23 protein-coding genes are annotated in these 23539 nt (G+C 59.8%); 5 read left to right on the forward strand and 18 right to left on the reverse strand.

Going from position 1 to position 23539, the window contains the following annotated elements:
- Nucleotide 1: 1 nt before the first annotated feature.
- Nucleotides 2–892, reverse strand: coding sequence for a LysR family transcriptional regulator (locus GSF27_RS06020; RefSeq protein WP_160966662.1), 891 nt, complete (start codon nt 890–892; stop codon nt 2–4).
- A gap of 143 nt (nt 893–1035) precedes the next feature.
- Here GSF27_RS06020 and GSF27_RS06025 point away from each other — a divergent pair, with 143 nt between their 5' ends.
- Both GSF27_RS06025 and GSF27_RS06030 read left to right on the forward strand, forming a co-directional pair.
- Nucleotides 1036–1449 (forward strand): EthD domain-containing protein, encoded by a 414-nt coding sequence (locus tag GSF27_RS06025; RefSeq protein WP_160966664.1) that lies wholly within the window; start codon nt 1036–1038, stop codon nt 1447–1449.
- A gap of 33 nt (nt 1450–1482) precedes the next feature.
- On the forward strand, nt 1483–1998 hold the full coding sequence (locus GSF27_RS06030) for a nitroreductase/quinone reductase family protein (protein WP_160966666.1): 516 nt from the start codon (nt 1483–1485) through the stop codon (nt 1996–1998).
- Nucleotides 1999–2056: 58 nt separating this feature from the next.
- Here the strand turns inward: GSF27_RS06030 and GSF27_RS06035 are convergent, their stop codons facing one another.
- Genes GSF27_RS06035 through GSF27_RS06050 form a run of 4 tightly spaced genes read right to left on the reverse strand, consistent with a single transcriptional unit; the run spans nt 2057 to nt 5176 of the window.
- Nucleotides 2057–2848, reverse strand: a complete 792-nt coding sequence (locus tag GSF27_RS06035) for an SDR family NAD(P)-dependent oxidoreductase (protein WP_160966668.1) — start codon at nt 2846–2848, stop codon at nt 2057–2059.
- Nucleotides 2849–2877: 29 nt separating this feature from the next.
- Nucleotides 2878–3846, reverse strand: coding sequence for a zinc-binding dehydrogenase (locus GSF27_RS06040; RefSeq protein WP_202410272.1), 969 nt, complete (start codon nt 3844–3846; stop codon nt 2878–2880).
- Entirely contained in the window at nt 3846–4610 is a 765-nt protein-coding gene (locus tag GSF27_RS06045; protein WP_160966670.1) for an SDR family oxidoreductase, read from the reverse strand. The genes GSF27_RS06040 and GSF27_RS06045 overlap by 1 nt, the downstream gene beginning before the upstream one ends.
- Before the next feature lie 23 nt (nt 4611–4633).
- Nucleotides 4634–5176 carry a nuclear transport factor 2 family protein gene (locus GSF27_RS06050; protein ID WP_160966672.1) on the reverse strand — a complete coding sequence of 181 codons (543 nt, stop codon included), beginning with the start codon at nt 5174–5176 and terminating at the stop codon, nt 4634–4636.
- A 123-nt stretch (nt 5177–5299) separates the two neighbouring features.
- Between GSF27_RS06050 and GSF27_RS06055 the strand changes: the two genes are divergently transcribed.
- Nucleotides 5300–5899, forward strand: coding sequence for a TetR/AcrR family transcriptional regulator (locus GSF27_RS06055; RefSeq protein WP_160966674.1), 600 nt, complete (start codon nt 5300–5302; stop codon nt 5897–5899).
- Between the two features lie 16 nt (nt 5900–5915).
- Here GSF27_RS06055 and GSF27_RS06060 read toward each other — a convergent pair whose 3' ends face one another.
- Nucleotides 5916–8417, reverse strand: a complete 2502-nt coding sequence (locus GSF27_RS06060; RefSeq protein ID WP_370462568.1) for an ABC transporter permease — start codon at nt 8415–8417, stop codon at nt 5916–5918.
- Complete coding sequence (locus GSF27_RS06065) at nt 8414–9112, reverse strand: ABC transporter ATP-binding protein (protein ID WP_160966676.1); 699 nt, start codon at nt 9110–9112, stop codon at nt 8414–8416. Before GSF27_RS06065 ends, GSF27_RS06060 begins: the two co-directional genes overlap by 4 nt.
- A 139-nt stretch (nt 9113–9251) precedes the next feature.
- Between GSF27_RS06065 and GSF27_RS06070 the strand changes: the two genes are divergently transcribed.
- Complete coding sequence (locus GSF27_RS06070; RefSeq protein ID WP_202410273.1) at nt 9252–9905, forward strand: arylesterase; 654 nt, start codon at nt 9252–9254, stop codon at nt 9903–9905.
- Nucleotides 9906–10007: 102 nt separating this feature from the next.
- Here the strand turns inward: GSF27_RS06070 and GSF27_RS06075 are convergent, their stop codons facing one another.
- From GSF27_RS06075 to ffh, 11 genes are all read right to left on the reverse strand, one after another.
- A complete protein-coding gene (locus GSF27_RS06075) occupies nt 10008–11345 on the reverse strand; it encodes an MFS transporter (RefSeq protein ID WP_160966678.1) in 1338 nt (445 codons plus the stop codon).
- Between the two features lie 77 nt (nt 11346–11422).
- The gene (gene recJ / locus GSF27_RS06080) at nt 11423–13162 is read right to left on the reverse strand and encodes a single-stranded-DNA-specific exonuclease RecJ (protein ID WP_160966680.1); all 1740 of its coding nucleotides are present in this window, start codon (nt 13160–13162) and stop codon (nt 11423–11425) included.
- A 350-nt stretch (nt 13163–13512) separates the two neighbouring features.
- A complete protein-coding gene (gene thrC, locus GSF27_RS06085; RefSeq protein WP_160966682.1) occupies nt 13513–14910 on the reverse strand; it encodes a threonine synthase in 1398 nt (465 codons plus the stop codon).
- Between the two features lie 87 nt (nt 14911–14997).
- The gene (locus GSF27_RS06090) at nt 14998–16296 is read right to left on the reverse strand and encodes a homoserine dehydrogenase (protein WP_237457351.1); all 1299 of its coding nucleotides are present in this window, start codon (nt 16294–16296) and stop codon (nt 14998–15000) included.
- 237 nt (nt 16297–16533) lie between these two features.
- Entirely contained in the window at nt 16534–17292 is a 759-nt protein-coding gene (locus tag GSF27_RS06095; RefSeq protein ID WP_160966686.1) for a DsbC family protein, read from the reverse strand.
- Between the two features lie 91 nt (nt 17293–17383).
- The gene (gene xerD, locus GSF27_RS06100; protein WP_160966688.1) at nt 17384–18301 is read right to left on the reverse strand and encodes a site-specific tyrosine recombinase XerD; all 918 of its coding nucleotides are present in this window, start codon (nt 18299–18301) and stop codon (nt 17384–17386) included.
- A 401-nt stretch (nt 18302–18702) separates the two neighbouring features.
- A complete protein-coding gene (gene rplS / locus GSF27_RS06105; RefSeq protein WP_160966690.1) occupies nt 18703–19065 on the reverse strand; it encodes a 50S ribosomal protein L19 in 363 nt (120 codons plus the stop codon).
- Nucleotides 19066–19146: 81 nt separating this feature from the next.
- A complete protein-coding gene (gene trmD / locus GSF27_RS06110) occupies nt 19147–19947 on the reverse strand; it encodes a tRNA (guanosine(37)-N1)-methyltransferase TrmD (RefSeq protein WP_160966692.1) in 801 nt (266 codons plus the stop codon).
- Between the two features lie 18 nt (nt 19948–19965).
- Entirely contained in the window at nt 19966–20526 is a 561-nt protein-coding gene (rimM, locus tag GSF27_RS06115; RefSeq protein WP_160966694.1) for a ribosome maturation factor RimM, read from the reverse strand.
- A gap of 21 nt (nt 20527–20547) precedes the next feature.
- Nucleotides 20548–20793: a 30S ribosomal protein S16 gene (gene rpsP / locus GSF27_RS06120; RefSeq protein ID WP_160966696.1), complete on the reverse strand. Its 246-nt coding sequence runs from the start codon at nt 20791–20793 to the stop codon at nt 20548–20550.
- Nucleotides 20794–21038: 245 nt separating this feature from the next.
- Nucleotides 21039–22442 (reverse strand): signal recognition particle protein, encoded by a 1404-nt coding sequence (gene ffh / locus GSF27_RS06125; protein WP_160966698.1) that lies wholly within the window; start codon nt 22440–22442, stop codon nt 21039–21041.
- Nucleotides 22443–22624: 182 nt separating this feature from the next.
- Between ffh and GSF27_RS06130 the strand changes: the two genes are divergently transcribed.
- Nucleotides 22625–23428 (forward strand): inner membrane protein YpjD, encoded by an 804-nt coding sequence (locus GSF27_RS06130; RefSeq protein ID WP_160966713.1) that lies wholly within the window; start codon nt 22625–22627, stop codon nt 23426–23428.
- Nucleotides 23429–23539 lie beyond the last annotated feature (111 nt).

The raw sequence follows: 23539 nt of genomic DNA on the forward strand, positions 1-23539 counted from the left end.
ACTATAGCTGGCGCTGCAAGCGCGCGCGTATGCTCCCCACCGCCTCCAGGGCCAGGGGCGAACTGATACGCCCCGGCAAACGAGCAGCACAGATAGCGGTTGGCGGCAGCGGCAGACCGGTCACCGCGATCTCACACAACAGGCCATCCACCAGCTGCTGACGGACAAAGTTACGGGTACAGATACAGATCAGGTCACTGTTCAGCACCGTCTCCCTGAGGATATGGTAGTTATCGCACACGAACTGGGACGGCTGAATGGCTTCCCGCAGCTGTTCCGGCAACACCGAACTGGCCCAGGGGAAACCCGCCAGGTCCTGCCGGGTCAACTCACCCTGAGCCAACACCTGCGCTAACAGAGGATGGCCACGTCGCACCACACACACGGGCTCGATATAGCCCAGAGTTTCCACCTCCAGCTCCGGGGCGTCTCCCATATAGCCTGCGGGATAGAAGACCAGCTCGATTTCGTCGCGCTTGAGCTTCTCCATCAGGATCGCTCCCGCCTGGGTGGTCACCTGCAAATCCACCCGGGAGGCGCTGTTAAAGAATTCGCTGGCCAGCTCCGCCAGCACCTCGCTCGCCAGTAATGGCGCCATTCCGATGGCCAGTGAGCCCACCTTGCCGGAACCAAACAGCTTGAGGTTGTTATCAAACACCTGCATATCCTGCAGCAGCGGCCTGGCGAGCTCGATCACCTGGGTTCCCGCAGCGGTCAGCTGCACCCCGTGCCCGACCCGGCTGAAAATCTGGAAGCCGTAGCGGTGCTCCAGAGCGGCGATACTACGACTCAGCGCCGGCTGGCTGATATTGAGTACCTGTGCCGCCGCGGAGAAGCTGCCCAGCCGGGCCACAGTAACCAGTTGCTGCAATTTTCCAACCGACAGATCCATAACCAATTCACATAGGTTTACTATAATTTTGCATTGGACAGCATAGCAGCAGCCCCGCAGACTGTCTGCCATACTCACCGGACAAAAGCGCTCCGGTGGCTGGGACAACAACCACATAACCATAAGAATGCAGGTGACACCCCATGTTCAAACAGATCTGTTTTTTCAGGAAACACCCGGACATGAGCCAGGAAGAGTTCATGGACTACTATGAAAACCAGCACTCCCAGCTCTCCAAAAAACAGGGCCGTTCACCCTCCATCCCCAACGCCGTGCGCTATGTACGACGCTACCTGCAGCCGGAAAAGAACCCGGTCACCGGCGAGGTCCATGACCCCGGTTTTGACTGCATCATGGAGATCTGGTGGAACAGCCGGGAGGACTTTGAAAACTCACAGAAGATTATTGCGTCGCCTGACCGTATTGAACACGTCAAAGCGGATGAGGCAAAACTGTTTGCCAGTCACGCCAATCCGGTCTGCTCGGTGCTGGAGTACGACTCCCCCATGGGGCCCAATGGCGAGCAGACCCACGTAGAACTGAGTTACCACGACTAGCGCGAACACGCGCAGCACTGAGAGGATTACCCAATGAGTGATGAATCATCCGCCGCCATCTCGGCCCAACGCCGCGACTGGGTGTTTGAACACCGGGAGCAGTACCTGCGCTCCGGCGGTGCTGAGGGGCACATTATGGATATCACCGCCGTCGGTGGCCGCAGCTTCGCCACCCACTGCCTGATCAAGTACAAGGGGCGCAAGAGCGGCAAGATTTTTATCACTCCCCTGTGCTACGCCGACATCGGCGGTGAGGTAGTGATCTGCGCCTCCAAGGGCGGCGCCGACCATCACCCGGCCTGGTACCTGAACCTGATCGACAGCGATGAGGTAGAGTTCCAGATCGCCACCCAGGCGTTTCGTGGCAGCTGGCGTGAACCGGAAGGCGCCGAGCGGGAGAAGGTGTGGAATTTCTTTATCGATTGCCACCCCTTTTACGCCACCTACCAGGAATCCACCGACCGGGTGCTGCCGCTGGTGATGATGAAAGCCGAAGAGGCCATCGCTGTGTTTAAGGAGTCAGATGCAACCGGCATTCGCCAGAGCTGATAGTGCATCAGGGCAGCCGCAGGCTGCTCTGCCCTTCTTTCCCTGCAGCAACAACCGGTTACTGAATCCCGTGTCCGCAGGTAATACCGCCATCCACCGGTAATACAGTACCGGTCACAAACGCCGAGTCATCGCTGGCGAGAAACAGCGCCGCTTCCGCTACATCCCGTGGTGTACCATGACGCTTCAGCGGCTGTGGCGCCATACGGATTTTCTCCAGCGTCTGCGCCCACTGCCGCGCCTGTTCCGTATCCGCATCTCCACTGCTGAAAGCGTTCATCTCCGTACTGATATTACCCGGGGCAATACAGTTGACGCGGATATTATGCGCGCCGTAATCGATGGCCGCCGACTTGCTGAAATGATTCACACCGGCCTTGGTAATCCGGTAGGTGGCTACCCCGTAGCCCGCCTCAATGCCGCTGGTGGCGCTGGTGTTGATTATCGAACCGCCACCGTTGTGCATCATATGCCGCGCCGCCAACTGCGTACCCAGGATTACCCCCAGCAGGTTCACGTTCATGACCCGCTGGAAATCGGCAAAATCGTCGTCCTGCAGTTGCAGGTGGAAGGCACAGGAGATAGCGGCGTTGTTAAACATAATGTGTAGCCCGCCAAAGTGATTCACTGCGGTATCAATCAGCCCCTGCACCTCCTCTTCGCGGGAGACGTCTGCGCGACGAAAAACAACCCTGTCACCCAGTCGCTTAACCAATGCCTCTCCTCGCTCCTCATCCAGGTCGGCAATCACCACCCGCGCACCTTCCGCTACAAATAACTCTACCGCGGCCTGCCCCAGGCCACCGGTACCACCGGTGATGATTGCCACCTTACCTTCAAGCCTGGCCATAGCGACCTCCCGCTGCTTATTCATGAGGCTTACCCATTCGGATTAGCCACAATCCGCCCAACCACACCACCCCGTTGCAATCGTTCCAGGCCTTCGGGTATCCCGGCAAAGTCGATAACAGACGCCTCAATCGTCAACTGGCCCTGCGCCATATAGTGCAGCACTGCCGCGGTATCCGACGGCTGGCCACCACCGGAGCCTCGCAGGGTCACCGACTTGGCGATCAGGGGCATGGTAGGGATCAACGCCTCGGTACTCCCGAGTCCCACCAGCACCACCCGACCGCCGGCGCGTACCGCAGAGATTGCGCCCGCCGTGGTGTCGCCGAAGCCGGCGAAATCCACAATCAGGTCCAGAGCCAATGGCGCTAACTCGCTGACATCGCTCACCACCGAGGTAACACCCTGCGCTTTGGCTGCGGACCACGCCTCGCGTCGGGGCTCGGCCGCATGCACTTCGGCGCCAGCCAATACCGCGATGCGGGCACCGGTCATACCCAGCCCGCCGAGACCAACGATACCCACCCGCATACCCGGCTGCAGCTCGCCGGCCACCATCACCGCGTGGTGCGACGTCTGGCCGGCATCGGTGGCGGCTGCCCCCTGCACAAAGCTGACCGCGTCCGGCAATGCCAGCAGGCAATGGACCGGCAACAGGCAGTGGGTTGCATAACCACCGTCGGCGTCGCGCCCCGGGCAGTAGGCCTGGGTGCCGGAGGCCACCACCCGGTCGCCCACGGCAAAGCTCCCCGGGTCATCACCAGTGGCAATGATTACCCCGGCGATTTCATGACCGAGGACAATCGGCGGCTGCTTCGGCATGTAGGGAGTCAGGGTGCCATCCATACGCCCCACATCACTGTGACAAAGGCCGGAACCACGCACTTCGATCAGTACCTCTCCCGCAGCCGGTTGCGGCACAGCACGCGCTACTGCTTCCAGCGGTATCCCGACTCCGTGAAACACCCAGGCCTGCATTGGCAGGACGCCCTCGCTCATCAGAAGTTAAACCCGCCGCTGGCTTCAATATTCTGTCCGGTAAGCCAGCGCCCCGGAGGAGCGATCAGGGCATGGACGATATCGGCAATATCGGTGGGATGACCAAAGCGGCCGAGCAGTGTGTTCTGTTCGATCTGGCGGGCCAGCTCCGGATTGCCTTCCACCTCCTGGTTGGTCTCCCCGGTACAGTAGCCTGGCGCCACAGAGTTGACGGTGATGCCGCGCTTGCCCAGATCCTTGGCCAGCACCCGGGTAAACATCTCCACCGCCGCCTTGGCCATGCTGTAGGAGATAAAGGTAACGCCAGCCAGGCGGGAAGCCGCCGAGGAGATATTCACAATACGCCCCCCGTCCGCCAGATAAGGCAACAGCGCCTGGGTGAGGAAAAACGGACCGCGAACGTTATTGGACATCACCCAATCGAAATGGGCCTCGGTCTCGGTGGCAATGGTGGCGTGCTCGCCGCCACCGATATTGTTCACCAGGATATCCAGCTGCGCACGACCGGTACGGTGTTCGAATTCTGTTATGACTGTCTCGACCAGGTGCTCGATGGCACCCGCCTCGCCAATTTTGGCTTGCACCAGGAAGCCCTCGCCGCCGGCACCTGTAACCGCCTTCAGTGCAGCCTCCGCCGCAGATCTGTTGCCGGCGTAGTTAATGGCGACAAGGGCACCGTCTGCCGCAAGCTTCTCCACGATGGCCCGGCCAATACCGCGACCACCGCCACTGACCAGCGCGGTTTTGCCTTTCAGTTCCTGCATCTGTCTCTCCTGTTTGCAAGGGATTAGCGGGGAATGCGCAGCGGACGCCGGTAGGCCGGGTCCGACCGGTCCCTGGCGGGTGCGGCAAGAGAATCGGGTACCAGGATCATGCGTTCCAGCAAACCGTTCTTGTCGAAGTTGGTGGTGCCTTCGGTGGTGCAGACCCGGTCGGTAATCAGCCAGCCGGACGCAAACCGTTGCAGCCGATCGAGATAGCGGCCCACAGCAAACTCATCCTGCTGCCCGGGATTGTTGCCGTAATAGGCGACGTAGGTTTCGGTGTGCGCCTCATCGCCATGCAGCTGACAGTAGTGGTTGGTCATGATGTGCTGGGTCTGCACCTGATTGTCACGGTGATGACCCAATACCCAGTCGGCAAAGCTGCGGGGTTCACCACTGAAACTGCCGGTCTGAATACGGGCGTCGGCATGAAACCCGGACAGCAACAGCTCGCGATCAAGCCGGTCCAGTCCGCGGGTGTAACACAGCAGGCAATCCCAGATACGCTGGCGATCGGTGAGTTCACGGAGCATGACATCCGTGTCGGCCTGATACAGGTCGGCCATGGTCGTTCCCCTGTTATGGTTATTGAGGTTGGGGCTGGCAACGCCTAACTAAGCAGTTGCTTACTTAGAAGACTGACTGCTAAATTAGTAGCTCATGTAACCTACTGTCAAGCCGGACTTGTGATGCCAGATGCACCAATCAAACGCCGCAATCCGGCAGAGACACAGCAGAAAATTATCGCCGCCGCACAACAGGCGTTTGCGCAGCAGGGTTATGCAAGGACAGGGCTGAGGGATATTGCCGGTCTGGCGGACGTATCTTCCGCCCTGCCGGTGCGTTACTTCGGCACCAAGGCCGGGCTGTTCAGGGCAGCACTGGAAAATGCGGTGGAGCTGGATTTTATTACCGCTGGCAACAAGGCAGAGTTTGGCAAGCTGCTGGTGGAGGCGATCCTGGACAAACAGCGCCCTATCACCATTCCGGCGATGATCACACTCTCCATCGGCGATCAGGAGGCCGCCACCATCGCTGCGGAGTTCGCCCGTACCCGGTTAATCGAACCCATGGCCAAATGGCTGGGAGCACCACGGGCGCGGGCGCGGGCCACGGCAATACTGATGCTCAGCACCGCCTTTGTTATTTTTAACCGGCACATCATCCTGCAGGACAACCACCCAAAACGCAGCGGCGTGTCACTGTGGCTGGCCAATACCGCGCAAGCCATCGTCGATGGTGACGAGGTGACACTGAAACATTTCCTGCAGGCGCGTACCGGAGTCTAGGGGGTTGCGCCGGGACTCAGGCCAGCTCCCGCAAGATCACCGCCGGCGGGGTGGTGATGGTGCGGCGACAGGCAAACACCCCCATAGCCCCGATCAGCAGCACCGACACACTGACTCCCCATAGCCACAACCCGGGGTGCCAGCGCACCGGGATCTCCAGTACCCAGCGCTGCATGGCCAGCAACAGCACTTCTGACGCGGCCACCGCCATCACGCCGGACATCAATCCCAGCAAACTGAACTCCAGCCACAGGCTGCCCAACAGTTGCTTGCGTGAACTGCCCAGAGCCCGCAACAGTGCTGCCTCCTGCTGGCGTTCACTGAAACTGGAGGTCACCGCCGCCCACATGACCAGGAAGCCTGCGGCCAACACTGCCAGCAACATCAGCTCCACACCGCGGCTGACCTGGCTGACAATGGCCTGGATCTGAGCCAGCATCCGATCCATTTCGATTACCACCAGGGTGGGATCAAAGCGCAGTAGCGTGTTGATGAAAGCTTTCTGCTGTGAGGGAATATAAAGGCTGGTCATATAGGCCGGGGCAAAATCGTCCAGCGACTGCGGTGAAAACAGGAAGTAGAAGTTGGGGTTCATGGAGTCCCATTTCAGGCTGCGGATGCTGGCCACCGTCGCCTCCAGCGTCAGGCCACCGATACTAAACCGCAGCTCGTCCCCCACCTGCAGGCCAATCTGCCGGGCCGCCTCCTGCTCCACCGACACACCCACACGCCCACCTGCAGGCCAGCTGTCCCACCACTGACCGGCTATCACCTTGTTGTCGCTGTTTAAGTGGTCGGTCCAGCTGAGGTTGAGCTCACGGCGCAGGGTCTCGGTACGCTCACGTTTTTCCTCATCGGGCTCAACTCCATTGATGTGTGTCAGGCGCCCTCGCACCATGGGGAAGAACTGTTCGGTGGTGAGCTGGTTGTCACTCATCAGCTGTTTTACGCCATCCAGCTGGTGCGGAGCCACGTTCAGCAGAAAATGGTTGGGCGTCTCCGGCGGCAATTGCAGCTGCCAGTCCTCCAGCAACGATGTGCGCAGCCCGGTAAGGCTGAGCAGCAGGCTGACCGCCAGTGCGAACACCACGGTCTGTATCAGCGTCTGCTGGCGGTTGCGCTGCAGGCTCGCCAGAGCCAACCGCCAGCGACTACCGGAACGCTCACTATAGTGCTGGATCCCATTCAGCAACAATCTCGCCAGCAGCAGCCCCAGGGCCACCAGCACCACCAGGCCGGCGCTCAGGCTCACCGTCAGCACCCAGTCGCCACTGAACACCGCCACCAGCAGCAACAGCGCCAGCAATCCAATCAGCACCTGCCAGTACTGGCGCACCGCACTCACCGGCAGTTCCCGCCGCAGGATTTTCATGGGCGGCACTGTGGGAAGGTGCCATAGCGGCGGGGCAGCAAAGCAGACCAGGCACACCAACCCGGTGAGCGCCGGGGGCAACAGCGCCAGCCAGCCAGGCGCCAACAGCGTCACCGGCAACAGGTCGCCCACCAACTGCACAATCGCCGCTTGTAACCAGTACCCCAGCACCAGTCCCAGCAGTGAAGTGATCACCCCCAACCACAGCAGCTGCGCGGCGTAGAGACCGCGGATCTGCCCTGCTCCCGCACCCAGGCTCTTCAGCAAAGCCACCTGCTCCACATGGCGACTGGCAAAACGGCGAGCGGCGATGGCGATGGCGACACCCGCCAGCAGCACGCTGATCATGGCCGACAGGGAGAGGAACTTGCGCGCCGTGGCCAGCGCATTGGCGAGGCGCTTCTGTGAAGAGGCGACGTCACGAATGCGCTCATGCACACTCAGGCGGGGTTGCAGTTGCTGCAGGAATGCCTGCAGTTGCTGAGGGTCTTCTGACGCCAGCAGCCAGTTATAACTGATACGACTGCCGGGCTGGATCACGCCGGTGGCCTGCAGGTCCGCGGCGTTCATCAGCAATCGCGGCCCCATGGGTGAAAAGCTGTTGCCGCCGTCGGGCTCTTCCGCAATCACCCGGGTCACCTTGAGCGGCTTCTCCCCCACTTCCAGCGTATCCCCGAGGGAGATACCCAGCAGCGGCAACAGCCGCGCGTCCACCCAGGCCTCACCTTGTGCCGGAATAGTGGTAGCGACCGTGATCTGCTGCGGGTCAGTGGTAAACGGTTGGGTGGCGATATGCAACTTGCCACGCAGGGGATAGCCTTCGGTGACGGCTTTGACCGCTGCCAGCTGCATGGCATCACCGGCAAAGGCCATGGAGGAGAACTGCGTGCTGTAGGCGTATTGCAGCCGGTGCTGCTGCGCCAGCGCCCGCCACTCCAGCGGTATGGGCTGACTGGAGTTGATCACACGATCCGCCGCGAGAAAGCTGTGGCTCTCCCGGGTGATAGCGCTCTGCAGGCGATCGGTAAAGATTGAGATGCCTGCCACCACGGTGACGGCCAGCAACAGCGCAACAGCCAGGATTTTCATCTCGCCGGCGCGCCAGTTACGCCATAAGAGCCGCCAGGAGAGAGTCAGGCGCTTCACGTCGTCAGTACCCCAGCATCAGAAACCTGACCGTTAAAACCCACCACTTCGCCACCTTCCATCACCAGGTGCTGCTGGCACAGATCCGCCAGCCGCTGTTCGTGCGTAACCAATACCAGTGTGGTGCCCTGCTCACGGTTGAGATCAAACAGCAGGTCGATGATGTGGGCCCCGGTGGTGGAATCCAGGTTGCCGGTGGGCTCATCGGCAAACAGGATATCGGGCTCCGAGGCAAAGGCCCGGGCAATGGCCACACGCTGTTGCTCACCGCCGGAGAGCTGTTGCGGGTAGTGCTGCAGGCGCTGCTGTAAGCCAACCCGCTGCAGGAAGGTCTCTGCCTTGGCGCGGGCATCGCTGACACCGTGCAACTCCAGCGGCAACATCACATTCTCCAGCGCTGTCAGCCCCGGCAACAGCTGGAACGACTGAAACACAAAGCCCACATGCCCGGCCCGCAGCGCCGCCCGGCCCTCTTCATCCAGTTGGGTTAGGGATTGGCCGGCCAGCTCAACCTCGCCACAGGAAGGCACATCCAGGCCCGCCAGAATTCCCAGCAAGGTGGATTTGCCGGAGCCGGAAGCCCCGGTAATGGCCAGGCTGGCACCGGCGGCGAGGGAGAAAGAGACGGACTTAAGGATTTCCAGTTCGCCGGCGGAGGTCTCCACCCGCTTGCCGACATTGGTGACAGAAAGCATTGCTGAATTTCACTCGCTGGTTGGGGTCAGAGGATTGTGACCAAGGCGGCAACGCCGGGGCAAGGTTTTCACAGAACTTTACCCGCTCCACCGGAAGCGGCAACATGATCGTTCACAGATCCACCAACAGAAAAAAGATATGACTCTGGTTACGACACTGCTGCACCGAAAAGATCACAACGTTTTTTTGCGCCCACTGCTGGTGATATTGCTGCTTGGCGCCATGCCGGTACTGGCTGAGCCACGATTGCTGGTGATGGGCGACAGCCTCAGTGCCGCCTATGGCATGGATGCCGCCAAAGGCTGGGTGGCGCTGCTGAATGGCCGTTTGCAGGACGACTGGCCGGAAGCAGAGGTTACCAATGGCAGTATCAGTGGCGAGACCACCGCCGGTGGCCTGGCGCGACTGCCCAAGCTACTGCAACAGGCACAGCCACAACTGGTAGTACTGGAGCTGGGTGCCAACGACGGCCTGCGCGGCTACCCCCTGCGGGAGATGCGCAACAACCTGCGTCGCGCCATTGAGATGAGCCGCGAGGCCGGTGCCGAGGTACTGCTGCTGGGCATGCAGATCCCGCCCAACTACGGCCCCCGCTACAGCAACCAGTTCCAGCAGACCTACAGCGAACTGGCCGAGGAGCTGGAGGTACCGCTGGTGCCGTTTTTCCTCGACGGCGTCGCCGGAGACCCGGAACTTAACCAGGCCGATGGCATGCACCCCACCGCCCCTGCACAGCCCAGGCTGCTGGAGAATATCTGGCCCTATGTGGAGCAGTGGCTGGAGCTGATTTAAGCATTGGTGAGGGTCAATTACCTATTCCGTGACTAGGGGAACAACAACACAGCCTACCCGCCGGGCTCCTGTATCTCGCCACTCGCCACTCGCCACTAATTATCAGCTCAATTCACGCATCGGCGTCGCCAGCACGCACAGCGCCGCCGCCAGTGCCGGCAAGGCGAAGCAGACAAACAACATGGGCATGGAAACCTCCAGCCCGATCAGCAGTCCCGCCAGCACAGGACTGATCACCGCCCCGGCACGACCAAGACCCGCGGCCCAACCCAGGCCGGTGCTGCGGATCTGTGCCGGATAGATCACCAGCACCACATTGTAGAGGTTGGAGAAGGCGCCCATCAGGGTAATACCAATGATAAACAGCATGCTCCACACCAGCTCAAACGGCAGAGTACCAATATCATTGACCAGCACCGCCATGGCAAAAATGCAGAGCGTACCAAGGGCAAAATTGATTGCCACCAGCTGGTTGAGCCCGAGCCAACGGGTCATCCAGCCAATCAACATGGTGCCAAACAGAGATCCAAAGGGAATGGCCGTCGTGCCCTGAATCGCCCTCTCCTGCGACAGGCCAGCGTTGCTGAGCACCTGCGGCATCCAGCTGCTGATAAAGTAGACCACCACAAAACCGGTAAAGAAGGCGCTCCAGGTGAGCAGTGTGGGCCAGCGGCGATGGGTCACCAGCAGGGATTTAACCGACGCCGACTCCTGACTGGCAGCAATGCTCAGCGCCGGCAGTTCGGCAACGGTGCGCTGGCCGATGTACTGCAGGGTGCGATTCACTTTTGCCAGTGCACGCTGCGGGTCGCGCTTCATCACAAAGGCGATGGACTCCGGTACCAGCCACTGGATCAATACACCCAGCACCACGGTAATCAGGCCCGCATAGAGGAAGATCCCCTGCCAGCCAATGCTACTGATGTACGCTGCCGTGAGCAGGCCGCCCAGCATGGCTCCTGCCGATGCCGCTGCCACCAGGATTGAGACAATCAGGATGCGGTGACGGAGCGGGCTGAACTCACCGATCAACGGCGCAAGTGAGGCCACCAGTACCCCCAGCGCAAGACCGGCAATGGCTCGCAATATCACCAACTCCACGGCGTTGCTGGCAAACACCACGGCGCAGGTGGCAACCCCGGAGATCAACAGCGTCAAGCTCACCATAATGCGGCGCCCGTAACGATCCGCCAGCCAGGAGAGGAACATGGCACCGAGCGTCATGCCCAGTACCCCGGAACTGAACACCAGCCCCATCTCGGCCGCAGGAACACCCCAGTCGGCACTGATGGCCGGCGCGGTGTAGGAGATCACCACAATATCAAAGCCTTCGATCATGCTGGCCAGCATGCCCAGTATCAGTATCAGGTACTGTTTCGGGGTGAGGCGGGATTCGTGCAGCAGTTCCAGTGTGCGGGTAGTTTCAGGTGTTGCAGACATATTGATCTATCACTGTTGGTCTGATTGAAATTGTTATGTGTCAGTCCGGCGTAGCCGGCCTAGGAGCCCGGTGGCTTTCAAATTAAGGCTTCGAGGTGTTCCACCATCAGCTGCAGCGACTGCCGACCGCGGAACTCATTGACGTCCAGTCGATAGGCCAGTCTCACCCGCTGCGCGGCATTATTGGGCCACTGCTCCAGGTCCACATTGAAGGCAATGGCGTCCAGCAGCTGACTGCGGGCAGCATCTGTGGCCACCACCAGCTTCAGGTGCTTTTCACCCACAATGCGCTGCTGTACCAGGTAAAACTCGCCATCAAACAGCGGCTCCGGGAAGTGCTGCCCCCAGGGACCAGCCTCACGCAGGCAATGGGCCAATTCCAGAGTGAAATCCTGCTCACTCAGCTCACCATCGGACAGAATCACCGCGTGCAGGTCGTCTTCACCCAGTGTGCTGCGCACCACCTCATCAAAGGCCTGCTGGAAGGCCGGCAGTTTGTCCGCCGACAGGCTGAGACCGGCAGCCATGGCGTGGCCGCCAAATTTGGTCAGCAGCCCCGGGTGGCTGGCCGCCACCGCATCCAGTGCATCTCGGATGTGCAGGCCGGGAATGGAGCGGGCAGAACCCTTGATTTCGCCGTTGCCGGCGTCGGCAAAGGCGATCACCGGGCGATGGAAACGCTCCTTGATGCGCGAGGCGAGAATACCGATCACGCCCTGATGCCAGCCGGGATCAAACAGGCAGATGCCCCAGGGCATATCCGCGCTTTCGGAAAGGGTCACCTGCGACAGGGTGGCCATGGCCTCCTGCTGCATATTGGCTTCGATGGCGCGGCGGTCGCGGTTGAGCTCATCCAGCTCTACCGCCATCTCCCGCGCCAGGTCCGGGCTGTCGCACAGCAGGCACTCAATGCCCAGCGACATATCATCAAGCCGCCCCGCCGCGTTAAGCCGCGGGCCAACCGTAAAACCCAGGTCCGAGGCCACCAGCCGCTGCTGGGAGCGTCCCGACACCTGCAGCAGTGCCAGGATACCGGGACGGGCACGGCCAGCACGGATACGCTGCAGGCCCTGGTGCACCAGGATGCGGTTATTGGCATCCAGTGGCACCACATCCGCTACCGTACCCAGTGCCACCAGGTCCAGGTAGTTGCCCATATTGGGCTCGGCAATGCCCTGCTGCGCAAACCAGTTGCTGCCTCGCAGCGCCGCGCGCAGGGCACTCATGAGATAGAAAATCACCCCTACCCCCGCCAGGTTTTTGCTGGGAAAGGGACAGTGTGGCTGGTTGGGGTTCACAATGGCGGCGGCATCCGGCAACCCGGCGCCGGGCAGGTGGTGGTCGGTGACCAGCACACGAATACCGGCTGCGTTGGCAGCGGCCACACCATCGAGGGAAGAGATACCGTTATCCACGGTGATGATCAGGTCCGGCAGGTAGCCCTTCGCCACAGCCACGATCTCCGGAGTCAGGCCGTAACCAAACTCGAAGCGGTTGGGCACCAGGTAGTTAACCTCTTTGGCCCCCATATCCCGCAGCGCCAGCACCGCCAGCGCGCTGCTGGTGGCACCATCCGCATCGAAGTCACCCACCACCAGGATGCGCTGCTGTGCCTGCAGGGCCTCCACCAGCAGCGCCACCGCCTCATCAATGCCCTTCATCTGCTGCGGCGCCTGCAGGTGTTGCAGGGTGCGCTCCAGCTGCTGTGGATCCGTCACTCCGCGACTGGCGTAGACCCCGCGCAAGCGGGCTGGCAAGGCGTCGGGCCAGACAATGTCGTTGGCGGGGGCGGTACGGCGAACAATAGCGGGATTCATCGGCTCAGGCGTGTCTTCAGGTCGGGGTAACAGGTATGGCTGTATGGTACCGGCAAAGCGGCGGCGACACAGCGCGGGGAGTGTAAATTTAGGAAAAACTCAGCTTATGACCTGCCGTTCTCGCCCCACTCCCGTTACATCTCATTCCCATCACATGTCATTCCCGCGCAGGCGGGAATCCAATGCTTGCCGAGTGGACTGGGCTCCCGCCTGCGCGGGAGCAACGGAAATCAGGGATAACCAGGAAATAACGGGGTCGACCAGAATTAACAGTGAAAGGCCAAGATTCTCTGACCAAAAAAAACCCGCCATAACGGCGGGTCTTTAACAGGCCGGTAATACCACTGCACTTACGCGCGGATATTGCCTTGCATATGCTTCTGCACCACAGACAGATCGTTATCCAGCACTTCGTAACGCTCTTCGCGATCAAACAGGTCGGCCATGTGGTGAGGCAGCGCCGGATCGTCGGTCTGGCCAGCCTTGCGCACCGCTTCCGGGAACTTGGCCGGATGGGCAGTGGCGAGGCATACCATGGGGATATCCTGGCGGCGGCGACGTTTACGCGCAGCCTGCACACCAATAGCGGTATGCGGATCCAGCAGGTATTCGGTGTGCTCAAACACATCGGCGATCACCTGGATCATCTCCTCGTCGTCCAGACGGTAGGAGGAGAAGAGTTCGCGAGCCTTAACCAGGGCCTCATCGCTCAGGTGCATGGCGCCGGACTTGAACTCTTCCATCAGCTGCTTGATGGAGGCACCGTTACGGCCGTACAGATCAAACAGCAGGCGCTCGAAGTTGCTGGAGACCATGATGTCCATACTGGGCGACAGGGAGTGGATCAGCTCCTTCTTCGAGTGATCGTTCTCGCTGATGCAGCGATGCAGGATGTCATTGGCGTTGGTGGCAATCACCAGCTGGTCGATGGGCAGGCCCATCTGCTTCGCCAGGTAGCCGGCAAAGATATCGCCGAAGTTACCGGTGGGCACCGAGAAGGAGATCGGACGAGCCGGACCACCCAGCGCCAGTGCGGCGTAGAAGTAGTAGACGATCTGCGCCATGATGCGCGCCCAGTTGATGGAGTTCACCGCCACCAGCTGACGCCCTTCCGGCAGGAAGGACTGGTCGCCGAAGCTGGCTTTCACCATATTCTGGCAATCGTCGAAGTTGCCCTTGAGAGCAATGTTGTGCACGTTCTTCTCCAGCACAGTGGTCATCTGGCGACGCTGTACGTCGGAGACTCGCTGGTAAGGGTGCAGGATAAAGATGTCGATGTTGTCGCAGTGGCGACAGCCTTCAATGGCTGCAGAACCGGTATCACCGGAGGTAGCACCCATGACCACCACTTTCTGGTCGCGCTTCTTGAGAATGTAGTCCAGCAGGTTACCGAGGAACTGCAGGGCAAAATCCTTGAACGCCAGGGTCGGCCCCTGGAACAGCTCCAGGATCCACTCGTTGTGGCCGGTCTGCACCAGCGGCGCAATAGCATCGTGACGGAAGGTGGCGTAGGACTTGTCAATCAGGCCCTGCAGGTCGGCATCGGGGATTTCGCCGGCCACGAACGGGGCAATCACCTTGAACGCCAGTTCCTGATAGCTGAGTCCCGCCCAGGAAGCGATCTCTTCCTGGCTGAATTTGGGCAGCGTCTCCGGCACGTACAGGCCACCGTCCGGCGCCAGGCCAGTGAGGACCACGTCTTCGAATGTCAGTGACGGTGCATCGCCACGGGTGCTGATATATTTCACGTTAATCTCTTCCTCTCTTGCCGGCACCCCTGTCGCAGGTGCCTCTTGCCAGCACTGAATGCCAGCACTGAACGCCAGCTCTCAAAATCAGCTCAGGGTTTCCACACGGATATGGACCACTTCGCCCAGCACATAACCCAGTGATTCAATCGCCGTCACAGCGTTCATCACTTTCTTCTCAATAGTGCGGTTGGTCAGCAGAATCATGGGCACATGAACCTGCTCTTCCGGCGCTTCTTTCTGGATCAGTGCTTCGATACTGATACCGGCATCACTGAGAATCTGCGCGATTTTGGAGAGCACACCGGGCTGATCCAGGGCCGATATACGCAGGTAGTAAGCGGTCTCCACCTCGTCCATCGGCAGCACCGGCCACTCCTGCGCTTCGTTGAAGCCCAAAGGTGGAACACAAACTGCCTGACCGGTACCCAGTTCGCGGGCGATATCCACAATGTCCGCCACCACCGCTGACGCGGTAGGCTCGGCACCGGCGCCGGGACCGTAATAGAGGGTCGGACCAACGGCATCACCCTTGACCACGACGGCGTTCATAACGCCATCGACATTGGCCAGCAGGCGCTTTTCCGGAATCAGGGTCGGGTGTACGCGCAGCTCCACACCACCATTGGTGCGACGGGCAATACCCAGGTGCTTGATGCGGTAGCCCAGCTCACCGGCGTAGGCCACATCCACCGGTTCGATACGGCTGATGCCCTCGGTGAATACCTTGTCAAACTGCAGCGGCATACCGAAAGCCAGTGAGGCGAGGATCACCAGTTTATGGGCAGCGTCGATGCCCTCCACGTCAAAAGTGGGGTCTGCTTCGGCGTAACCCAGTGCCTGGGCTTCTTTCAGCACATCGTCGAAATCGCGACCCTTGTCACGCATCTCGGTGAGAATGAAGTTGCCGGTGCCGTTGATGATGCCCGCCAGCCACTTGATCTTGTTGGCAGCGAGGCCTTCACGCAGGGCCTTGATGATGGGGATACCGCCAGCCACAGCGGCTTCGAAGGCGATGGTGACACCGGCCTCTTTGGCACGGGCAAACAGCTCGTTACCGTAGTGGGCGATCAGCGCCTTGTTGGCAGTGACGACGTGCTTACCGTTAGCCAGCGCCTCTTCCACCAGCTCTTTGGCGACGGTAGTGCCACCGATCAGTTCAACCACCACGTCTACGTTGGGGTTGCGCACGACTTCAAAAATATCGCGGGTGACATTGAAACCCGAGGTATCACAGGCGGGGTTATCACGACGGGCACCGATCTGCTCAATAATGATCCCGGTTCCGGCCCTGGCGCTGATCTCCTGCGCATTGCGTGTCAGTACATTTACCGTACCGCTACCAACGGTACCCAAACCACAAATGCCTACTCTTACCGGATTCAAGTGAATTCCCCTGTGAAACGAATGCATTACAGCCGGCGCAGCCTGTACAAGGTTAACAGTCGCTAACCCATGAGGCCTGCTGCCGGGCAAAGGGGGCCACATTACTGAGCGCCCCCGACCCTGTCAATTGACAGGGCCGCGTATTATACGGGAAGGCCCCTCTGCAGGGCTACAGAGGTTGGGAAGTGCGGCAAAATCCGCAGGCCGGAACCACGGTGGATTCCGGCCGGGAGGGGGTCAGAGGCCCAGCTTGGCGGCCAGGTTGTCAGCGGTGGGCAGCAGGTTGAAACGACTGCCGTCCGGCATAATGACCGTTGGTGTGGCGCTGATCTCCAGCTCGCCGGCCAGCTGGTAGTGCTGCAGTACCGGGTTGTCCTGACAGAACTCCACATCAACATCCTCACCATTCTTGAGGCGGGTCAGGGTTGCCGCACGATCCTTGGCACAGAAGGCCTGGGCCAGCTTGACGTGGTTGGGCGAACCGGGGCCGCCCAGCGGGTAAGCCAGATAGCGCACCTCGATACCGCGTGCAGTGATCTCCTCAATATGCTGGTGCAACCGGCGGCAGTAAGGACAATCCACATCGGTGAACACATTGATTATCGCTTTGGTCTCACCCTTGGCCGGGAAGACAATGGTGTCCTCATCCTTCACCTGCGCCAGGCGCTCCTTGCGCAGTGGCGCCAGCGCCACATCCACCAGGTTGACGTAACCGTCCTCCGTTACGCCGAACACATCACCAATCAGCACCATATCGCCGTTGGGGACAACGTACATCAATGGGCCCCGCTCCACCTGCACCTGATACAGACCAGGCACCAGGCTCTTTTTAACTTCACCATAGGTGAAATCAGGCCGCGCGGCCTGCAGCTTTTTCAGAATAGCGGCTGCCTCTGCAGCCGGGGCCGGCTCGCCTATCGCCAGCACGGAAAGCGGGAACAGCAACCCTGCGACGAGTAGCAGCGTGCGGCAGGATTTCACCAGATTGTTGTACATATTCTCTCACTTCAGACCAGATGGGTTTGTCAAAGGGCTCAACTGTATCACAGACCTGTTAGAGGGTACGACGCGCCAACGGTTCCCTGCATCACCCCCGGGGGTGATGTTCGCCATGCAGTGACTTCATCCGCTCAATCGCCACATGGGTGTAGATCTGGGTAGTGGAGAGATCACTGTGGCCCAGCAACAGCTGCACCACCCGCAGGTCCGCCCCATGGTTGATGAGGTGTGTGGCAAAAGCGTGACGCAGCGTGTGGGGCGACAAGGGCTTTTCGATACCCGCCACCATGGCCCAGTGCTTGATGCGGTACCAGAAGGTCTGGCGGGTCATGGGCTGGCCGCGCCCACTGGGGAAGAGAATGTCGTGGCTCTGCTTCAGCAGCTGCGGACGCGCTTCACGGGCGTAGCGCAGCAACCAGCTGACGGCTTCGTCGCCCAACGGGATCAGGCGCTCCTTGCCACCCTTGCCCACCACCCGCACCACTCCCTGGCGCAGGTTAACGTCGGACAGCGTCAATCCCACCAGCTCGCTCACCCGCAAACCGCAGGCATAGAGCACTTCAAACATGGTGCGATCACGCAAACCAATGGCCTCCTCCAGGTCCGGCGCGGCCAACAGTGCCTCGACGTCTGCCTCGGACAGTGATTTGGGCAACGGGCGCCCCTGGCGCGGACTCTCGATCAGGGCGGTGGGATCAGTGACGATGCGGTTCTCCCTCAACCAATGTGCGTAGAAACCGCGACTGCAGGAGAGGAAACGGGCGGTGGAGCGGGCAGAGGCGCCCTGCTCCGTCAGGCGGTAGGCGAGATAACAGCGCAGGTCGGCATCGGTCATGGCCAACAGGGTCAGCGACTGCGAGAACCCCCAGCGAGCCAGACCCAACAGGTCCTGGCGATAGGAGGAAAGCGTGGCTTCGCTCAGCCCCTTCTCCATCCACACGGCGTCGAGGTAAGCATCGATGATCTGCTGATCAGGATCGGATATGGTGCTGGGGGCTGACTTCATGGAGGCTAAGCTAATCAATCCCGTGCAACTTGTATAGCGCCCCCTGACAATCCTCTGCAATCTCCGGTATACCGCAGAGCCTGAACAGTGCGCCCTCTCCCCCTTTTGCGCAGCCGAGCACAGAAGCATTTTGCGATTAAAGGCGAGGAGTGTCTGAAGGAGCGCAGCGACTGAGTTCCGCAGCCTCAGCAAAAGGTTTCTGCGCGCAGGGAAGTGGCGCAGCCACCCAGCATAGGGGCGGCTTGGGATTGTTAAGGGTCTTGGCCGCCCAAGACCCTTGACTCGCCCGCAAGGCGAAACCGCCGTTCAGCCACCCCAAACGCCCCGGCCATTTCCTGCAGGCACAAAAAAGCCGGCATAGTGCCGGCTTTTCCTGAAGTTGATCGCTTGCGCGCTCAAACTTACTTGCTGGTGAGCTTCTCTTTAATACGAGCCGCTTTACCAGACAGTTCACGCAGGTAGTACAGCTTGGCCTGACGAACGTCACCACGACGCTTGACGGCGACACTGTCAACAACCGGGCTGTGAGTCTGGAAGGTACGCTCAACGCCAACACCGTGAGAAATTTTACGCACAGTGAAAGAAGAGTTCAGACCACGGTTTTTGATGCCGATAACCACACCTTCGAACGCCTGCAGACGCTCACGGTTACCTTCTTTTACTTTAACCTGAACTACCACAGTGTCACCTGGGGAGAATTCTGGCAGTTCTTTTTTCAGTTGCTCGTTTTCCAGCTCCTGAATGATTTTGTTTTTGTTACTCATGGTCGACTCCTGAGTCAAATGTGTAGCTTCACAGCTATATGGGGAACGATAGTCGGCTTAGTCCAACCGTAAGTTCCCCGGTTAATCGTCCTGACCCGCCTGCTGCACAATGTATTCGTCGAGCAGCTGTTGTTGTTCAGCGGTCAGACCTCTGTTTTCCAGCAGGTCCGGGCGTCGCTGCCAGGTCCTGCCGAGCGCCTGCTGTAATCGCCAGCGCCGGATTCTTTCGTGGTTGCCCGACAGTAAAACTTCGGGAACCGCCCTGCCCTCGAAAACCTCGGGGCGGGTATAGTGGGGACAATCCAGCAGGCCATCGGTAAACGAATCCTGCTCCGCCGACTGGGCATCACCCAGTGCTCCCGGCAACAACCTGATCAGGCTGTCGATCATCACCATGGCGGCCAGTTCACCGCCACTGAGTACGTAATCGCCGATGGACCACTCTGCATCCACTTCCAGCTCTATGAGGCGTTCATCAATACCTTCATAGCGCCCGGCAATCAGCACCAGATTGTCACCCCCGGCCAGTTCCACCGAGCCCCGCTGGTCCAGCGGACGCCCCTGGGGCGACAGATAAATAACCTTGCAGCCTGCACCACCATCGTCTGAACAATCTGCCCAGGCTCTGGCAGCGCTGATCGCGTCACGCAACGGCTGAATCATCATCAACATGCCGGGACCACCACCGTAGGGGCGGTCATCCACTGTCTGATGACGATCCTGCGTAAACTGACGCGGATTCCAGAGCTGCAGTTCCACCAGTCCCTGCTTGATGGCTCGACTGGTGATGCCGTAGTCGCTGATGGCGGAGAACATCTCCGGAAACAGCGTGACTATTGCTATGCGCTTCGCTTGTGCTATGCGCTCTGCCGGTGTTTCCATTCCGGTACCAGAACCGACCTAAAAGGCCGGATCCCAATCCACATGGATTTCACCCGCATCCAGATCCACTTTGGTGACAAACTGGCCCGGAACATAGGGGATCAGACGCTCGCCCTGATCCACACTGTCAGCATCTCCTTTAACTACCAGCACATCGTTAGCGCCGGTTTCCAGGATCCGCTGCACCACACCCAAACGGGTGCCCTGCCCTTCGAAGTCACTGATGACACGGAGTCCCTCCAGCTGGTGCCAGTAGAACTCACCGTCTTCCAGGTTCGGCAACTGCGCCCGCTCCACCGCAATGGTCACGGAGCCCAGCGCATGCGCCTCATCCCGGTCGTCCAGCCCTTCGATATGGGCTACCCAGCCTTTGCCGTGGGGGCGGTATTCATCGATCTTTACCGCTTTGACGCCGTGCCGGGTTTTCAGCCACCAGGGGCTGTAACTGAACAGGTTTTCCTGCGGCTCGGTATCGGAGTGGATTTTCAACCAACCCTTAACCCCGTACACCGTGCCTATGCGGCCCACATCCACCAGATTGGAGGACTTTTTTGCAGCAGCGTTGTCCGCTTCGCTCATGGGCCTTCAAGCTGCCCGCAATTAAGCAGCAGCCTGCTCTTTCAGCAGCTTGGCAACGCGATCAGACACAGAAGCGCCCTGGCCAACCCAGTGGTTTACACGCTCCAGGTCGATGCGCAGACGCTCTTCACCACCGCGAGCGATGGGGTTGAAGAAGCCAACGCGCTCGATGTAGCGACCGTTACGGGCGCTGCGGCTGTCAGTTACGTTCAGGTGGTAAAAAGGGCGCTTCTTGGAGCCGCCACGAGAGAGACGAATGGTTACCATTTAAGTCTGCTTCCTGTTTATCAAATTTCGCACCCTGCCAACGGCACAGTACGTTCGTAATTGGTTCCACGCAGGCACAGCCCACGAAAGGCGCGGAATTTTAAGGGAAATATCAGGGATTGTACAGTGCTATCAAGGGCATACCGGCAACTTAATGCCGGCATCCCGGAGCGGGGCATCAGAAATCGCCCCGGCAATCCGGAAGAGAGCTTAGAGAATTCTATAACCGACTGATTTTTATGAAATTATTTAAATCCAGGTGGCAGACCACCGCCAGGGAATCCTCCCGGAGGCATACCGCCACCGCCGCCCATCATGCCACCCAGGCCGCGCATCATCTTGTTCATGCCGCCGCCTTTCATCTTTTTCATCATCTTCGCCATCTGCTTGTGCTGCTTCAGCAGGCGGTTGAGATCCTGGATCTGGGTGCCGGAACCCTGGGTGATACGACGCTTGCGGGAGCCGTTCAGCAGGTCCGGGTTGGAGCGTTCGGCCGGCGTCATGGAGTCGATAATCACCTCCATGGTCCTGAACTGTTTGGTCATGTTGGCCTGCTCGGCCACCTGGGCAATATTGCCCATGCCCGGCAGCTTCTCCAGCATGGAGGCCATACCGCCCATGTTCTGCATCTGCTGCAGCTGCTCACGCAGGTCCTCAAGGTCGAAGCTCTTGCCCTTCTGTACCTTCTTGACCAGCTTTTCAGCCTTCTCCCGATCAATCTTGCGCTCGGCCTCCTCGATCAGGGACATCACGTCACCCATACCGAGGATGCGGGAGGCGATACGATCCGGGTGGAATGGCTCCAGCGCATCCACCTTCTCACCCATACCCAGGAACTTGATGGGCTTGCCGGTGATATGACGTACCGACAGGGCAGCACCGCCGCGAGCGTCACCGTCCGCCTTGGTGAGAATGACACCGGTCAGCTCAAGGGCATCATTAAAGGCCTTGGCGGTGTTAACCGCATCCTGACCGATCATGGCATCAATAACGAACAGGGTCTCAGCCGGCGTGATGGCGGCGTGCAACTCCTTGATTTCGCCCATCAATGCTTCATCAACGTGCAGGCGGCCGGCGGTATCCACGATCACCACATCGGCAAAGCTCTTACGTGCCTGAGTGATGGCGTTATTGGCGATATCCACGGGCTTCTGGTCCGGCGACGATGGGAAAAAATCCACGCCCACTTCACCCGCCAGGGTCTCCAGCTGCTTGATGGCGGCGGGACGGTAGACGTCCGCCGATACCACCAGAACCTTTTTCTTCTCGCGCTCTTTGAGGAATTTGGCCAGCTTGGCCACAGATGTGGTTTTACCCGCACCCTGCAGGCCCGCCATCATCACCACCGCCGGCGGCTTGACCGCCAGGTCCAGCGACTCGTTGGCGTCGCCCATCATGGCGACCAGTTCACTCTCTACAATTTTGAGAAACTGTTGGCCCGGGTTCAGTGCCCGCGACACTTCCTGGCCCAATGCACGCTTGCGCACCCGCTCTACAAAGGCCTTGACCACGGGCAGTGCAACGTCAGCCTCCAGCAGCGCCTTGCGCACTTCGCGCAGCGTATCCTGGATATTGGCTTCGGTCAGCTTGGCCTTGCCGGTCACTTTTTTCAGTGTACGCGACAGGCGATCCTGTAAATTCTCAAACATGGTGAATCTGATACCGTCAGTGGAGTCTGTGAGAAAGGGGCAGAGTATAGCGAACTTTGGCAACCATACCCAACGCGAATTGCGTGCCGGACCACCACCTCCCGCCGCGAGACTTCTCTTTCCCACGGCCCTGTGACACACTGCTGGCCAATTCAAGACTCACCGACCATCAGCGCTCCACTATGATGTCCACCACCTCCCTGGTCATAAATACCGCTGCCATTGCCCTCTATCTTGCCGGGGCCTTCTATCTTGTTCACCAGACCGTGAAACAGCAGGCGGGCAACCCGCGCTGGGTGATCGCACTGGTCATCGGAGCCCTCGCGCTACACGCCGTAGGCAGCTATCTCCACCTCATGGCTCCCCTGGGCCTGAACCTCGGTTTCTTCAAGGTGGGCGCCCTGATCTTCTGGGTGATCAACCTGATCGTGCTGCTGAGCGGGCTGAAAAAGCCCATGCACAGCCTCTTTATATTTTTGTTTCCGCTGTCGGCACTGGCGCTGGCCATGGCCACCTTCAGCGGTGAATCCACCGTAAGCACCAGCGTCAGCGGCGAAATCGTGGTGCACATCCTGCTTTCCATACTCGCCTACAGCCTGCTTATCATTGCCACCCTGCAAGCCGTGCTGCTGGCCTACCAGGATTACCAGCTGCGCCACAAACACCCCACTGGCCCCATCCGCCTGCTGCCACCCCTGCAGACCATGGAGTCACTGTTTTTCGACATGCTGTGGGCCGGCGAGATCCTGCTGACCCTCTCCATTGTTACCGGATTTCTCTTCCTCGATAACATGTTCGCCCAGCATCTTGCGCACAAAACCTTCCTGTCGCTGCTGGCCTGGGTCATCTATGCCATCCTGCTGGTGGGACATTGGCGGCTGGGGTGGCGCGGCTATACCGCCATACGCTGGGCCCTCGGCGGATTTATTGCCCTGATGCTGGCCTACTTCGGCAGCAAGTTTGTGCTGGAAGTCCTGCTCGGCTGAACACCCCCATGCACCACGCCGGAGCGACTCCGGAACCGGAGCCATCGCAGCCGGATTAATGGTTGCACGGGGGTGGCATCTGGGTGAAGATACCGGGTTCCTAAAGGCGAT

Source organism: Pseudomaricurvus sp. HS19, assembly GCF_009857815.1.
GTDB lineage: Bacteria > Pseudomonadota > Gammaproteobacteria > Pseudomonadales > Cellvibrionaceae > Pseudomaricurvus.